This is a genomic window from Deferrisoma camini S3R1, assembly GCF_000526155.1.
Taxonomy (GTDB): domain Bacteria; phylum Desulfobacterota; class Deferrisomatia; order Deferrisomatales; family Deferrisomataceae; genus Deferrisoma; species Deferrisoma camini.
In genome coordinates this window covers 2,144,562-2,158,255 of the sequence record NZ_JAFN01000001.1, presented here as the reverse complement: position 1 = coordinate 2,158,255, position 13,694 = coordinate 2,144,562, and the positions used below count along the sequence as shown (strand labels likewise).

12 protein-coding genes are annotated in these 13,694 nt (G+C 71.3%); all 12 read left to right on the top strand.

From position 1 onward, the window contains the following. Positions 1 to 302 precede the first annotated feature (302 nt). The 12 genes from DEFCA_RS0109475 to gmk all read left to right on the top strand — a co-directional run bounded on the left by DEFCA_RS0109475 (position 303) and on the right by gmk (position 13,635). Positions 303 to 1,079 carry a hypothetical protein gene (locus DEFCA_RS0109475; RefSeq protein ID WP_025322789.1) on the top strand — a complete coding sequence of 259 codons (777 nt, stop codon included), beginning with the start codon at positions 303 to 305 and terminating at the stop codon, positions 1,077 to 1,079. Positions 1,080 to 1,252: 173 nt separating this feature from the next. Next, entirely contained in the window at positions 1,253 to 1,696 is a 444-nt protein-coding gene (locus tag DEFCA_RS0109470; protein WP_025322788.1) for a flavodoxin domain-containing protein, read from the top strand. A gap of 198 nt (positions 1,697 to 1,894) precedes the next feature. Further along, positions 1,895 to 4,462, top strand: a complete 2,568-nt coding sequence (leuS, locus tag DEFCA_RS0109465) for a leucine--tRNA ligase (RefSeq protein ID WP_025322787.1) — start codon at positions 1,895 to 1,897, stop codon at positions 4,460 to 4,462. Then, positions 4,459 to 4,965, top strand: a complete 507-nt coding sequence (lptE, locus tag DEFCA_RS0109460; protein ID WP_025322786.1) for an LPS assembly lipoprotein LptE — start codon at positions 4,459 to 4,461, stop codon at positions 4,963 to 4,965. Before leuS ends, lptE begins: the two co-directional genes overlap by 4 nt. Then, positions 4,962 to 5,927: a DNA polymerase III subunit delta gene (gene holA / locus DEFCA_RS0109455; RefSeq protein ID WP_025322785.1), complete on the top strand. Its 966-nt coding sequence runs from the start codon at positions 4,962 to 4,964 to the stop codon at positions 5,925 to 5,927. Before lptE ends, holA begins: the two co-directional genes overlap by 4 nt. 457 nt (positions 5,928 to 6,384) lie before the next feature. Then, entirely contained in the window at positions 6,385 to 6,933 is a 549-nt protein-coding gene (locus DEFCA_RS0109450; protein WP_025322784.1) for a nitroreductase family protein, read from the top strand. A 73-nt stretch (positions 6,934 to 7,006) separates the two neighbouring features. Then, entirely contained in the window at positions 7,007 to 7,687 is a 681-nt protein-coding gene (locus tag DEFCA_RS0109445) for a histidinol phosphate phosphatase domain-containing protein (RefSeq protein ID WP_025322783.1), read from the top strand. A 212-nt stretch (positions 7,688 to 7,899) separates the two neighbouring features. Next, positions 7,900 to 9,060, top strand: coding sequence for an outer membrane protein assembly factor BamB family protein (locus DEFCA_RS0109440; protein WP_025322782.1), 1,161 nt, complete (start codon positions 7,900 to 7,902; stop codon positions 9,058 to 9,060). 44 nt (positions 9,061 to 9,104) lie between these two features. Next, positions 9,105 to 9,848: a TerB family tellurite resistance protein gene (locus DEFCA_RS24140; RefSeq protein WP_025322781.1), complete on the top strand. Its 744-nt coding sequence runs from the start codon at positions 9,105 to 9,107 to the stop codon at positions 9,846 to 9,848. Positions 9,849 to 9,938: 90 nt separating this feature from the next. Then, the gene (guaB, locus tag DEFCA_RS0109430; protein ID WP_025322780.1) at positions 9,939 to 11,408 is read left to right on the top strand and encodes an IMP dehydrogenase; all 1,470 of its coding nucleotides are present in this window, start codon (positions 9,939 to 9,941) and stop codon (positions 11,406 to 11,408) included. Between the two features lie 67 nt (positions 11,409 to 11,475). Beyond that, the gene (gene guaA, locus DEFCA_RS0109425) at positions 11,476 to 13,023 is read left to right on the top strand and encodes a glutamine-hydrolyzing GMP synthase (RefSeq protein ID WP_025322779.1); all 1,548 of its coding nucleotides are present in this window, start codon (positions 11,476 to 11,478) and stop codon (positions 13,021 to 13,023) included. Positions 13,024 to 13,026: 3 nt separating this feature from the next. Beyond that, complete coding sequence (gmk, locus tag DEFCA_RS0109420) at positions 13,027 to 13,635, top strand: guanylate kinase (RefSeq protein ID WP_025322778.1); 609 nt, start codon at positions 13,027 to 13,029, stop codon at positions 13,633 to 13,635. Positions 13,636 to 13,694: the final 59 nt, after the last annotated feature.

Genomic DNA, 13,694 nt, shown 5'->3' with positions numbered 1-13,694 from the left:
CGCGGTTTCTCGGTCGTTCCGTCCTCCCTGGCCCTTTCCGGACCGCCTCTCTCGAGCCCGCGGGAACGGGAGAGGCGGCGTGAGCGGCTCGAGCCCGGAGGCGGTCCATCGGGGTGCGCCTCGGAGAAGGGGCTGCTTGGCTCCTGGGCGCGAAGAAAGGCCGTTTCTTGCTCACGGCGCCATCGGGGGTAACCTCTCGAAGGAATTGTCATCAAAAATGGGGAAATGTGGGGCCGCCTTCCCTCCGTGGGGCGCAGGACCACGGAGGGACCTCGCATCCTTCCTACCGAAAGGAGGTTGTCATGAAACGGGTCGCTCTCTTGCTGGCCGCCCTGTCCCTGCCGATGTTTCTCGCCACCCCGGCCGCCCGGGCCGTGGAGACCCGGGTGACGGTCCGGGTGAGGGCCCACGACGCAAAGTTCATCGGGACCGGCGTGGGTGGGGTCCAGGTGGTCGTGCGCAACGCCGACACCGGCCGGTTGCTCGCCTCCGGCCGCATCGAAGGGGGCACGGGCAACACCAAAACCCTGATGAAGACCCCGATCACCCGGGGCCAGCGCCTGTCCGACGGTTCGGCGGCCGCGTACGTGGCCACCCTGGACATCGACGAGCCCACCCGCATCGAGGTGGTCGCGCGGGGCCCCCTCGCCGCCGGCAGCAACGTGCAGACGGCCTCCCGCACCCTGTGGGTGCTGCCGGGACAGGACCTCGCCGGAGACGGCGTCCTCCTGGAGCTTCAGGGCTTCCTGGTGTACCCGGTGTCTCCGGCCCCCCACCAGTTCTTCCGGATGGGGGACGAGGTGACCATCGAGGCCCATGTGGCCATGATGTGCGGGTGCCCCATCAAGCCCGGCGGGCTGTGGGACGCCGACAAGTACGCGGTGAAAGCCCTGGTCCAGAAGGACGGCAAGCAGGTGGCCAAGCTGGACCTCGCCTATGCGGGCGCCACCAGCCGGTTCAAGACCACGTACCGCCCCGAGGGGCCCGGCAGCTACAAGGTGCTCGTGACGGCGGCAGACCCATCCGCCAACAACTTTGGCGTGGGCGTGACCAGCTTCGTGGTCAAGGGGGGGAAGTAGCCTGTGCGGGCCCCTTGACACCAAGCGGGAGAGTGAGCGCGCCTGGGACCCTGCCGGCCTGGTGAAAGAAGATTTTGTCGGTTTGTTTGTGGGTCAACCTTGACGCCTCCGGGACCGGGTGGAACACTGCGAGGCGTTCCTGTTCCCGGAGTTCCGAAGCGGAGGTTGTCGTCATGAAGTTCCTGGTGCTGTACGTGAGCCGAACGGGCAAGACGAGGAAGATGGCCGAGTGGATCGCCGAGGGGCTGCGGTTCGCGGGCCACGAGGCCGAGGCGATGCCTCTGCCCAAGTTCAAGGACATCGAGGCCTTGGCGGGGTACGACGGCGTGCTCCTGGGGTCACCCACCTACCACAAGGACATGCTGCCGGTGTTCAAGAACTGGCTGTTCAAGGCGGCCCGGGTGGGTCTGGAGGGCAAGTTCGGCGGGGCGTTCGGCTCGCACACCCACTCGGGCGAGGCGCCCACGGTGCTCCACGAGACCATGGAGCACGTGTTCAAGATGAACATGCTGGACCTGGGTCCCTTCAAGATGGAGGAGCGGGTGGTGGACACCGACGAGGGCATGCGCGCCTGCCAGCAGTTCGGCCGCTCGTTCGGGGAGAGGGCCGGAGGGTAGGGGCCGTTTGGCTCCTGATACGGCCACACGCGGCGCGGGGCGGTTCCCTTGGGGGCCGCCCCGCGCGGCCGTTTGAGGGCCGTTGAATCGGACCAGTGCGTGTGCTACGGTCTGGCGCTTGGCCGCCGATCGGCGGTTTTTCGGGCGATTCCGCCCGGTTTCCCCCCCCACCGTTCGCCCGCTTTAGGAGTGGTTCCCATGGATTCCCGATACCATCCGGAGCAGATCGAGACCAAGTGGCAGCGCCGGTGGCTCGAGGACAAGACCTTCCGGGTCACCGAGGATCCCGACCGGCCCAAGTACTACGTGCTGGAGATGTTCCCGTACCCCTCGGGCCGGATCCACATGGGCCACGTGCGCAACTACACCATCGGCGACGTGGTGGCCCGCTACAAGCGCATGCGCGGGTTCAACGTGCTCCATCCCATGGGCTGGGACGCCTTCGGCATGCCGGCCGAGAACGCCGCGATCGCCAGCGGGGTGCATCCGGCCAAGTGGACCCGGGAGAACATCGCCTACATGAAGCGCCAGCTCCAGCGGATGGGGTTCTCCTACGACTGGGACCGGGAGCTGGCCACCTGTGACCCCAGCTACTACCGGTGGGAGCAGTGGCTGTTCCTCAAGATGCTCGAGAACGACCTGGTCTACCGCAAGACCACCACCGTGAACTGGTGCGAGACCTGCGCCACGGTGCTCGCCAACGAGCAGGTGGAGCAGGGCCGGTGCTGGCGGTGCGGGGACGAGGTGGCCGAGAAGGAGCTGCCCGGCTGGTTCTTCCGGATCACCCGGTACGCGGACGAGCTGCTGGAGTGGACCGACAAGCTCCCGGGGTGGCCGCCCCAGGTGCTGACCATGCAGCGCAACTGGATCGGCAAGAGCCACGGGGCCGAGGTCACGTTCCCCTTGGCCGACCGGGAGGGGTCGATCACCGTGTTCACCACCCGGCCCGACACCCTCTACGGGGTCACGTTCATGAGCCTGGCCGCCGAGCACCCCCTGGTGGCGGAGCTGTCGGCCGGCACCGGGCAGGAGGCCGAGGTGCGGGCGTTCGTGGAGCGGGTGCGGCGCCAGGACAAGATCCGTCGCACCAGCGAGGACGCGGAGAAGGAGGGGGTGTTCACCGGTGCGTACTGCGTGAACCCCCTCACTGGCGAGCGGGTGCCGATCTACGTGGCCAACTTCGTGCTGATGGAGTACGGCACGGGCGCGGTCATGGCCGTGCCGGCCCACGACCAACGCGACTTCGAGTTCGCCCGCAAGTACGGGCTGCCGATCCGCGTGGTGATCGAGCCCGAAGGCCGGACCCTGGACCCCGACACCATGACCGAGGCCCACGAGGGCGAGGGCCGCATGGTGCGCTCGGGCCCGTTCGACGGCCTGCCGAACCGGGAGGGCATCCGGGCCGTGATCCGGTACCTGGAGGAGAAGGGCATCGGCCGGGGCACCGTGAACTACCGGCTGCGCGACTGGGGCATCTCGCGCCAGCGGTACTGGGGGGCGCCGATCCCGGTGATCCACTGTGGGGACTGCGGGGTGGTGCCGGTGCCCGAGGAGGACCTGCCGGTGGTCCTGCCCGAGGACGTGGAGTTCCCCCAGGGCCGGGTGCTCCCCCTGGCCGAGATCCCCTCGTTCTACGAGACCACCTGCCCCCGGTGCGGCCGGCCCGCCCGCCGCGAGACCGACACCATGGACACCTTCGTGGAGAGCTCGTGGTACTTCGCCCGGTTCTCGTGCGCGGACCACGACGGCGGCATGCTCGACCGGAAGCGGGTGGGGTACTGGATGCCGGTGGACCAGTACATCGGCGGCATCGAGCACGCCGTGCTCCACCTTCTCTACGCCCGGTTCTACACCAAGGTGCTGCGGGACCTGGGCCTGGTGGACGTGGACGAGCCGTTCACCAACCTGCTGACCCAGGGCATGGTGTGCATGGAGACCCACCGGTGCCCCGAGCACGGATGGCTTCTGCCCGAGGAGTCCCAGGACGGCCGGTGCGCCCGGTGCGGGGCCGAGGTGATCCGGGGTCGGGTCGAGAAGATGAGCAAGTCCAAGAAGAACGTGGTGGACCCCGAGCACCTGATCGAGCGCTACGGCGCGGACACGGCCCGGCTGTTCAGCCTGTTCGCGGCCCCGCCCGAGAAAGACCTGGAGTGGAGCGAGGAGGGCGTGGAGGGCGCCTACCGGTTCCTGCGGCGGGTGTGGCGGCTGGTGGCCGACAACGCCGACTGGTTGCGTCAGACCGCCCCGTTCGCGGGGGGCGAGCTCACCGGGCCGGCCCGGGCCCTGCGGCGCAAGGCCCACGAGACCCTGCAGAAGGTCACGTCGGACATCGAGGAGCGGTTCCACTTCAACACCGCCATCGCGGCCACCATGGAGCTGGTGAACGAGATGGCCGGCTTCTCCCCGGCCTCCGACACCGATCGGCAGGTGCTGCGCGAGGCCGTGGACCTCGTGCTCCTCATGCTCTCGCCCATGGTGCCCCACATGGCCGAGGAGCTGTGGGAGGGGCTCGGCCACGACCGGCCGCTGAGCGAGGCCCGATGGCCCCAGGTGGACCCCGAGGCCCTGGTGCGCGATGCGATCACCGTGGTGGTGCAGGTGAACGGCAAGCTCCGGGCCCGGATCCAGGTGCCGCCGGACGCCGACGAGGCCGCGGTGCGCGAGGCGGCCCTGGCCGAGGAGAACGTGCGCAACCACGTCGAGGGCAAGACCCTGGTCAAGACCGTATGGGTGCCCGGGCGACTGGTGAACCTGGTCGTGCGGTGAGGCGCTGGGCCGGCCTGGTGGCCCTCGTGGTCCTGGCGGCCGGGTGCGGGTACCGCCTGGCCGGCCGGCCGGGCGACGCCGTGGCCACCGTGCGGATCGAGCCGGTGGACGACCGGGCGGCCGAGCCGCTGTTCGGGCCGCTCCTGGCCCGGGCCATGGCCCGCGAGGTCGTGGACCGGGGGGACCTGCGGCTCGGCCGGGGCCCGGCCGCGGACCTGGTGGTGCGGGTCCGGGTGGACGAGGTGACCGAGTCCGGGGCGGCCTACGGGGCCGGCGGGCTGGTGGAGTACCGGGTCCGGGCCCGGGTCACGGCCACGGTCGCGGACCGGGCGGGCCGGGTGCAGTGGCGTGGAACGCTGGAGGAGGACCGGGAGTTCCCGGCCGGGGCCGACGTGAACGCCACCGAGCGGGCCAAGGACCAAGCCCTGGAGGCCCTGGCCTCGGACCTGGCCCGGGCGGTATTGCGCCGGGCCTCGATCGCCGCCCTGGGGGAGGGGTCGTGAGCGCCGAGCCGGTGGTGTGCGTGCTGGGCGAAGAGCCCTACCTGGTCCGCCAGGCTCTGGCGGAGCTGGAGCGGGAGGCCCTGGAGGGGGGCGACCCGGGGCTCAACCGGGAGGTGTTCACCGCGCCCGAGGCCGAGCCCGGCGCCGTGGTGTCGGCGGCCCAGACCCTGCCGTTCCTGGGCGGCCGGCGGCTGGTGGTGGTGCGCGACGCCCACCGGTGGCCCGCCTCGGCCTGGGACCCGATCCTCGCCTACCTGGAACGGCCCAACCCCTCCACCTGCCTGGTGCTGGTGGCCCAGTCGGTGGACCGTCGCACCCGGGCCGGCAAGGCCCTCCTGGCGAAGAGCCGGGTGATCCGGTGCGACAAGCCCCGGGACGCCGAGGTGCCCCGGTGGGCCGAGCGCATGGCCCGGGAGGCCGGGCTGCGGCTCGACCCGCGGCTGACCGCGGCCCTGGCCCTGCGGGTGGGGCCCGACCTGGAGCAGCTCCACCAGGAGATCGACAAGCTCCGTGCCTTCGCCGGCGAGGACGGCCGGGTGACCCTGGAGGACCTGGAGCGGCTGGTGGGGGACAACCGGGAGGCCACGGTGTTCGCCCTGTGCGACGCCCTGGGCACCCGCGACCTGGCCGGTGCGATGGCGGCGCTGCGGAGCCTGCTCGGGATCGGGGAGCCCCCGGTCCGGCTGCTCTACATGATCGTGCGCCACTTCCGCCACCTGTGGATGGCCCGGGACCTGCTGGATCGGGGCGGGCGGGTGGACCGAAAGGCGGCCGCGGCCGCCCTGGGCGTGCACCCGTTCGTGGCGGCCAAGGCCCTGGACCAGGCCCGGGGCTGGGACGAGGAGGCGTTGCAAGACGCGTTCGCCCGGTTCCTGCGGGCGGACCTGGGTCTCAAGAGCGGCGGGGGCACCGAGGTGCTGGAGGCGCTCGTCCTGGCCCTGTGCGGGGGCGGCCGGGTTTGACGCTGACCCCCAAACCGGCTATAGGCTTGCCCATCGGTCCCCGTATTCTGGCCCCTGAACCCCCTGCCCCCCGAGACGGTGAAGTCACGCCAAAGAGGCGGGGCCGGGCAACGGGGAAGGCAACGTTCGGTGGTCCGGGCGCACAGCCGGCGGCGGGGCATGGGGCCTGCTTCCGGCCGCGCGCGAAGCCGGGCATTGAGATTCGCCGCGCAGGCACGGGGCACGGGCGGTGGTTTCATGACCGTTCGGTGGGGCACGAACAGAGCTCACGGTGCGAACGTGGGAGGCGCTGCGCGGCGAGCTGAGGAGCCGCACGCGGCGCTCCAGCAGGCCCCATGCCTCCGAGCTTTGGCGCGATTTGAGAGCCGCCCGGCCGCTAGCCGCCCAGCGGGCCGAAGGCCCCCGACCGACGACCAACGACTGACGACCAACGACCGAAGTTAAGGAGGGCTGAGCCATGGAACTGTACGAAGCCATTCGAGGCCGGCGGTCGATCCGGCGGTACAAGCCCGACCCCGTTCCCCAGGAGGTGCTGGACCGCCTGCTGGAGGCGGCCCAGTGGGCCCCCAGCTGGGCCCACACCCAGTGCTGCGAGGTGGTGGTGGTGTCCGACCCGCAGGTGAAAGAGGCGCTCCAGAAGACCCTGCCGCCCTCGAACCCCGCGTTCCGGGCCATGGTCGAGGCGCCCCTGTCCGTGGCGTTCTGCGCCAAGACCGGCCGGGCCGGGTTCTACAAGGGCAAGGCCGCGACCCCGCGAGGCGACTGGTTCATGTTCGACGTGGCGTTGGCCATGGAGAACTTCATGCTGGCGGCCCACGCCGAGGGCCTGGGAACCGTGTGCGTGGGGCTGTTCGACGCGGCCGCGGCCGCCAAGGCGGTGGGCGCACCCGAGGGCGTCGAGGTGGTGGCGCTCACGCCCCTGGGCTACCCGGCCGCCGAGGCCAAGGTGCCGCCCCGGAAGCCCCGGGACGAGTTCGTGCGCTGGAACCGGTACGCCGCCGACTGATCCGAAGGAGCCGCCTCTTCCCTGACCCGGGCTCCCCCCGTGGGCCCGGGTCTGTCATCGGAGCCCCGTTCGCATGATCGATCTCCACACCCATACTCTCTTCTCCGACGGGGAGCTGCTACCGTCGGAGCTGCTGCGGCGGGCCGAGGTCCTGGGGTTGCGGGCCGTGGCGTTAGCGGATCACGCCGACATGTCCACCCTGGACCACGTGGTGCCCCGGATCGTGCGGGCGTGCGAGGAGAACAACCGCCACCGCCGGATCCGGGCGATCCCGGCCATCGAGCTGACCCACGTGCCCCCGGCCTTGATCGGCCGGTACGTGGGGGAGGCCCGGCGCCTGGGGGCCCGGATCGTGGTGGTCCACGGCGAGAGCCCGGTGGAGCCGGTGGAGCCCGGAACGAACCGGGCGGCCATCGAGGCGGGGGCCGACATCCTGAGCCACCCCGGCCTGATCGCGGACGGGGACGCCCGGATGGCGGCCGAGAGGGGGGTAAGCCTGGAGGTGAGCGCCCGCAAGGGGCACAGCCTAGCCAACGGCCACGTGGTGGCCGTGGCGCGGCGCACCGGCGCGCGGCTGGTGCTGAACACCGACGCCCACGCTCCGGGCGACCTGATCGCCGAGCCGTTCGCCCGCACCGTGGCCCTGGGCGCGGGAATGACCCCGGCCGAGTACGAGGAGCTGCGCGCGAACATGGCCCGCCTGGCGGGATGGGAGGCCCCACCAGGCCCCTGCGGGCTAGAGACTAGAGACTAGAGACTAGAAACTAGAGACTAGAGACTAGACCATGCTCGCCGGACCGTGAGGTGGAGGCGAAGAGGTATGGTGTGATTCCTGGAACGTCTGGGAATCCGTGGGGTTCTCAAGCCTTCTGGCCTCCTGGCTTTCCAGCCTTCAAGCGGGCCGAGGTCCCCGGACCGGCGACCAACGACCGACGACCAACGACCGAGGTTATAAGGAGACGCGACGTGATCCGTTGGGTTCTTGTGGCAACGGCCTTGGGGCTGGCCGGGTGCGCGGCCGCACCCCGGGGGCCGGCGGGGTCGGTTGCGGTCACGCCGGTGGAGTGGGGCCAGGAGGGGGGCGGCCCGACGCGGGCGTCCCGCACGGACCGGGCGGTTCCGCCGCGCTGGGACCTCCGCAAGATCGTGCGGCTGACGGACGAGCCCGGCTACCACCCCGAGGGCTACGCGAGCCCGGTCGTGCTGGCCGGCACCGCGTTCGTGGGTCACGAGGGCCGCAGCTTCGACGCGGTGCGGCTGGCCGATGGGAAGGTCCTGTGGCGGTTCCCCACCCGGGGCCGGGTGTACTCCACCGCGGCCTGGACCGGCGAGGTGCTCGTGTTCGGCGACGACGCCGGCTGGGTGTACGCCCTGAGCCCCGAGGGGCGGAAGGTCTGGGAGTTCATGACCACCTACCCAGTGGTGGCGGGGGTGCTGTCGGACGGCCAGCGGGCGTACGTGGCCGTGGCCGACGGCAACGTGTTCTGCCTGGAGGCGTCCACCGGCCGGCCCCTGTGGCAGTACGGCCGGCGGTTCCCCCGGAGCCGGTCGGTGTGGCGGGGCCACGGCCTGGCGTTGGGCGACGGCCGGGTGTACGCCGGGTTCTGGGACGGCACCGTGGTGGCCCTGGACCCGGAGGTGGGGCGGGTGATCTGGCGCGCCGAGCTTTCGGGCAAGGGGTTCCGGGACGTCACGGCCGGGCCGGCGTTCGCCGGCGGCCGGGTGTACGCCGGGAGCCTCGACGGCCCGGTGGTGGCCCTGGACGCGGCCACCGGCGAGGTGCTGTGGCGGGCCGAGGTGGGCGCGGCGGCGGGGATCGCCGTGGGCGCGGAAACCCTGTATCTGGCCGGGGCCGACGGCTCGGTGGTGGCCCTCCGGCGAGACAACGGGGCGGTCGTGTGGAGGGTGAGGCCGGGCGAGGGCATCGCCACGGCGCCGGTGCTGGCCTCCGGGGCCGTGGTCGTGGGCTTCTCGGACGGACCCGTCGTGGCCCTGGACCCGGCCACCGGGGCCGTGCAGGCCCGGTACGTGCCCGGCCCGGGGCTCCACTCCCAGCCGGTGGTGCTGGACGACACGGTGGTGTTCCTGTCGGACGGCAGCGCCCTCCACGAGCTCGGGCCGGACTGAGAACGACTCCCGGCCTTCCAGCCTTCTCCACGGAGCAGACTCCCATGGCGTTACAAGGCAAGCTGATCGGAGCCGGAGTCGGGTGGCTGCTGGGCGGCCCCCTGGGGGCCGTGATCGGCGGGGTGATCGGCCACTACGTGAGGGACGCTCCGCTCTCGGAGGGACCGGGCCCGGCCGACGACCCGCGGGTGCGGCAGCAGCAGGAAGAGCTGTACTTCGTGGCGAGCCTGGTGGGGATCCTCACCGCCATGCTCAACGCCGACGGCGAGGTCAAGCGGGAGGAGGTCCGCACGATCCGGCGGTTCTTCGAGGAGCGGCTGGGCTACCGGGGCGAGTCCCTGGACATCGTGCGGGACCTGATCAAGCAGTTCCTCCGAAAGGGCGTGGACCTGGACGCCCTGTGCCGCGACGTGGCCCGCCGGTGCGACTACGCCACCCGGCTCCTGCTGGTGGAGTGTCTGATCGACGTGGCCCGGGCCGACGGCCACGTGCATCCGGCCGAGGAGGCGGTGCTCCGTCGGGCCATCGCGGGGCTGGGGGTGAACCCGGCCGACGTGAGCGGGCTGCGGACGGCGGCCGCCGCCGGCAACGGCCGGGCCTACGAGGTGCTGGGCGTGGCCCCGGACGCCTCGGACGAGGAGATCAAGCGGGCCTACCGGGAGCTGGCCAAGAAGTACCACCCGGACCGGGTGGCCCACCTGGGCGACGAGTTCCGGGAACTGGCCCACCGGAAGTTCCTGGAGATCCAGGAGGCTTACGACCGCATCCGGTCGGAGCGGGGGATGTGACGCAGCCGGCTTGACCCGGCTTCCGGACGTCGCCTATCCTTACCGATTCTTTTCCTCCTCCCCCCACACCCCCACCGTGCCGGAGGCGCCATGCTGGAAGAGAAGATCCCCTTCGGACTCACCTTCGACGATGTGCTCCTCCTTCCGGCCGAGTCGGCCGTGCTGCCCGACCAGGTGGACGTGAGCACGTGGCTGACCCCGAAGATCCGACTCAACGTGCCCCTGCTGAGCGCGGCCATGGACACGGTGACCGAGGCCCGGACCGCCATCGCCATGGCCCAGGAGGGGGGCATCGGCATCATCCACCGGAACCTCACGGTGGAGGAGCAGGCGGCCGAGGTGGACAAGGTGAAGAAGTCCGAGGCCGGCATGATCGTGGACCCGATCACCATGGGGCCGGACCAGAAGGTGGCCGAGGCCTTGGAGCTGATGGCCCGGTACCGGATCAGCGGGGTGCCGATCACCGACGACGACGGCCGCCTGCTGGGCATCCTGACCAACCGGGACCTGCGGTTCGAGAGGAACCTGGAGCGGCCCGTGCGCGAGGTGATGACCCGCGATGGGCTGGTCACGGTGCCGCCGGGCACCACCCTGGAGCAGGCCAAGGAGCTCCTCCACGAGCACCGGATCGAGAAGCTGCCGGTGGTGGACGAGAAGTTCGTGCTGCGGGGGCTGATCACGATCAAGGACATCGAGAAGGCCCGCAAGTACCCCAACTCGTGCAAGGACGAGATGGGCCGGCTGCGGGTCGGCGCGGCCGTGGGGGTGGGGGCGGACCGGGACGCCCGGGTCGAGGCCCTGCTCGCCCAGGGCTGCGACGTGATCGCGGTGGACACGGCCCACGGCCACTCGAAGATGGTGGTGGAGGCCGTGCGGGCCATCAAGGCCCAGTGGCCCGAGGCCCAGGTGGTCGCGGGCAACGTGGCCACGGCCGAGGGGGCCGAGGCCCTGATCCGGGCCGGGGCCGACGCGGTCAAGGTGGGCGTGGGGCCCGGCTCCATCTGCACCACCCGGGTGGTGGCCGGCGCCGGCGTGCCCCAGATCACGGCCGTGGCCGAGGCGGCCCGGGTGGCCGACCGGCACGGCATCCCGGTGGTCGCGGACGGCGGGGTGAAGTACTCGGGCGACATCACCAAGGCCATCGCGGCCGGCGCGTCGTCGGTGATGATCGGCAGCCTCCTGGCCGGCACCGAGGAGAGCCCGGGCGAGCTGATCCTGTATCAGGGCAGGTCCTACAAGGTGTACCGGGGCATGGGGTCCCTGGGCGCCATGAAAAAGGGCAGTCGCGACCGGTACTTCCAGGGCATCCGCGACGAGTCCGAGCTGGTTCCCGAAGGGATCGAGGGGCGGGTGCCCTACCGCGGGCCCCTGTCGGCCAACGTGCTCCAGCTGGTGGGCGGGCTCCGGGCCGGCATGGGCTACACCGGCTGCTCCACCATCGAGGAGCTGCGTCGGAAGGCCCGGTTCGTCCGGATCACCCCGGCGGGCCTGCGCGAGAGCCACGTGCACGACGTGATCATCACCAAGGAAGCCCCCAACTACCGGGTGGAGCCGGCCTGAGGCCCGCCTTCCGGTGTTCCCGGACCCATCGCGGCCCCGCCGCCCAGCCCGAGGCAGAGGAAAGCCCGTGCATCACGACCAGAAGATCCTGATCCTGGATTTCGGGTCCCAGTACACCCAACTGATCGCCCGCCGTATCCGGGAGAGCCGGGTGTACTGCGAGATCCACCCGTGCACCGTGGGGATCGACCGCATCCGCTCCCTCGCGCCCCAGGGCATCGTGCTCTCGGGTGGCCCGGCCAGCGTGTACGACCCCGAGGCCCCCAGGGTGTCGGCCGAGGTGTTCGAGCTGGGGGTGCCGGTGCTGGGCATCTGCTACGGCATGCAGCTCATGACCCACCTGCTGGGCGGGCGGGTGGCCCGAGGGCTCAAGCGCGAGTACGGCCTGGCCCACATCACGGTGGACGAGGCCCGGGGCCCGCTCACCGGGTTCCGCCCCGGCGAGACCCTGCCGGTGTGGATGAGCCACGCCGACCGGATCGAGGCCATGCCCCCCGGCTTCCGGGCCCTGGCCCACACCGAGAACAGCCCGGTGGCGGCCATGGGCCACGAGAACCGGCCCTGGTACGGGGTGCAGTTCCACCCCGAGGTGGTCCACACCCCCCGGGGCTCGGAGATGCTCGAGGCCTTCCTGTTCGATGTGTGCGGGTGCGAGCCCAGCTGGACCATGGGGTCGTTCATCGAGGCCACGGTGCGCGAGATCCGCGAGACCGTGGGCGACCGGCGGGTCATCTGCGCCCTGTCGGGGGGGGTGGACTCGTCGGTGGTGGCCCTGCTGCTGCACCGGGCCCTGGGCGACCGGCTTACCTGCATCTTCGTGGACAACGGGCTCCTCCGGAAGGGAGAGGCCGAGAAGGTGGTGCGCACCTTCCGGGACCACTTCCACCTGAACCTGCTCCACGTGGACGCGGCGGACCTGTTCCTCGAGAAGCTCGAGGGCGTGACCGACCCGGAGCAGAAGCGCAAGATCATCGGCAACGAGTTCATCTACCTGTTCGAGCGCGAGGCCCGCAAGCTCGGCGACGTGGAGTTCCTGGCCCAGGGCACCCTGTACCCCGACGTGATCGAGAGCGTCTCGTTCAAGGGGCCCTCGGCCACGATCAAGAGCCACCACAACGTGGGGGGGCTGCCCGAGCGGATGAACCTGAAGCTGGTGGAGCCCCTGCGCGAGTTGTTCAAGGACGAGGTGCGGGAGGTGGGCCGGGAGCTGGGCCTGCCCGAGGAGATCATCGAGCGCCATCCGTTCCCCGGGCCGGGCCTGGCCATCCGGATCCTGGGCGAGGTGACCCGGGAGCGGCTCGACGTGCTCCGAGAGGCCGACGCCATCGTGCGCGAGGAGATCGTCCGGGAAGGGGTGCACCGGAGCGTGTGGCAGGCGTTCTGCGTGCTGCTGCCGGTGAAGACCGTGGGGGTGATGGGCGACGAGCGCACCTACGAGCACGTGGTGGCGGTGCGGTCGGTGAACTCGGTGGACGGCATGACCGCGGACTGGTCCCGGCTGCCCTACGAGCTGCTCGGTCGGATCTCGAACCGGATCATCAACGAGGTGGACGGGGTCAACCGGGTGGTCTACGACATCTCGTCCAAGCCGCCGGCCACCATCGAGTGGGAGTAGGCCGTGCGGCAGGGGTTGGTGCTGGTGATCTCCGCGCCTTCGGGCGCCGGCAAGTCCACCCTGATCCGCCGGCTCCGGGAGGCGATGCCCGAGCTGGGCTACAGCGTGTCCCACACGACCCGGCCGCCCCGACCGGGAGAGCGCGACGGGGTGGAGTACCACTTCGTGGACCGGGCCACCTTCGAGGCCATGCGGGACCGGGGCGAGTTCGCCGAGTGGGCCGAGGTGCACGGCAACCTCTACGGCACGGCCCTGACCGAGCTGCGGACCGCGGCCGAGGCCGGGCAGGACCTAGTGCTGGACATCGACGTGCAGGGCGCCCTCCAGGTGGCCCAGAGGCTGCCCCACGCGGTGCTGGTGTTCGTGCTGCCCCCCTCGTGGGAGGAGCTGGAGCGGCGTCTGAAGGCCCGGGGACAGGACGACCCCGAGGTGATCGCTCGACGGCTGGCCAATGCCCGGCAGGAGGTGGCCGAGGCGCCACGGTACCACTACGTGGTGGTGAACGACGACATGGGCCGGTGCCTCGAGGACCTGAAGGCTGTGGTGCGGGCCGAGCGGTGCCGGCCGGTCCGTCAGCAGGCGGCTCTGGCGGCGTTACTGGGGGGGGATTAGAATCAGACCCCATGCCCCACCGAGCGTTTGGCGGCGGTTCGGGGAAGCGGCCCGGCCGC

What these genes read in the sequence shown, in the direction of transcription:
- DEFCA_RS0109445 (WP_025322783.1), top strand. Translation starts at nt 7,007, where the DNA reads ATGATCGATCTCCACACCCATACTCTCTTCTCCGACGGGGAGCTGCTA.
- DEFCA_RS24140 (WP_025322781.1), top strand. Translation starts at nt 9,105, where the DNA reads ATGGCGTTACAAGGCAAGCTGATCGGAGCCGGAGTCGGGTGGCTGCTG.
- DEFCA_RS0109450 (WP_025322784.1), top strand. Translation starts at nt 6,385, where the DNA reads ATGGAACTGTACGAAGCCATTCGAGGCCGGCGGTCGATCCGGCGGTAC.
- DEFCA_RS0109470 (WP_025322788.1), top strand. Translation starts at nt 1,253, where the DNA reads ATGAAGTTCCTGGTGCTGTACGTGAGCCGAACGGGCAAGACGAGGAAG.
- guaB (WP_025322780.1), top strand. Translation starts at nt 9,939, where the DNA reads ATGCTGGAAGAGAAGATCCCCTTCGGACTCACCTTCGACGATGTGCTC.
- DEFCA_RS0109475 (WP_025322789.1), top strand. Translation starts at nt 303, where the DNA reads ATGAAACGGGTCGCTCTCTTGCTGGCCGCCCTGTCCCTGCCGATGTTT.
- leuS (WP_025322787.1), top strand. Translation starts at nt 1,895, where the DNA reads ATGGATTCCCGATACCATCCGGAGCAGATCGAGACCAAGTGGCAGCGC.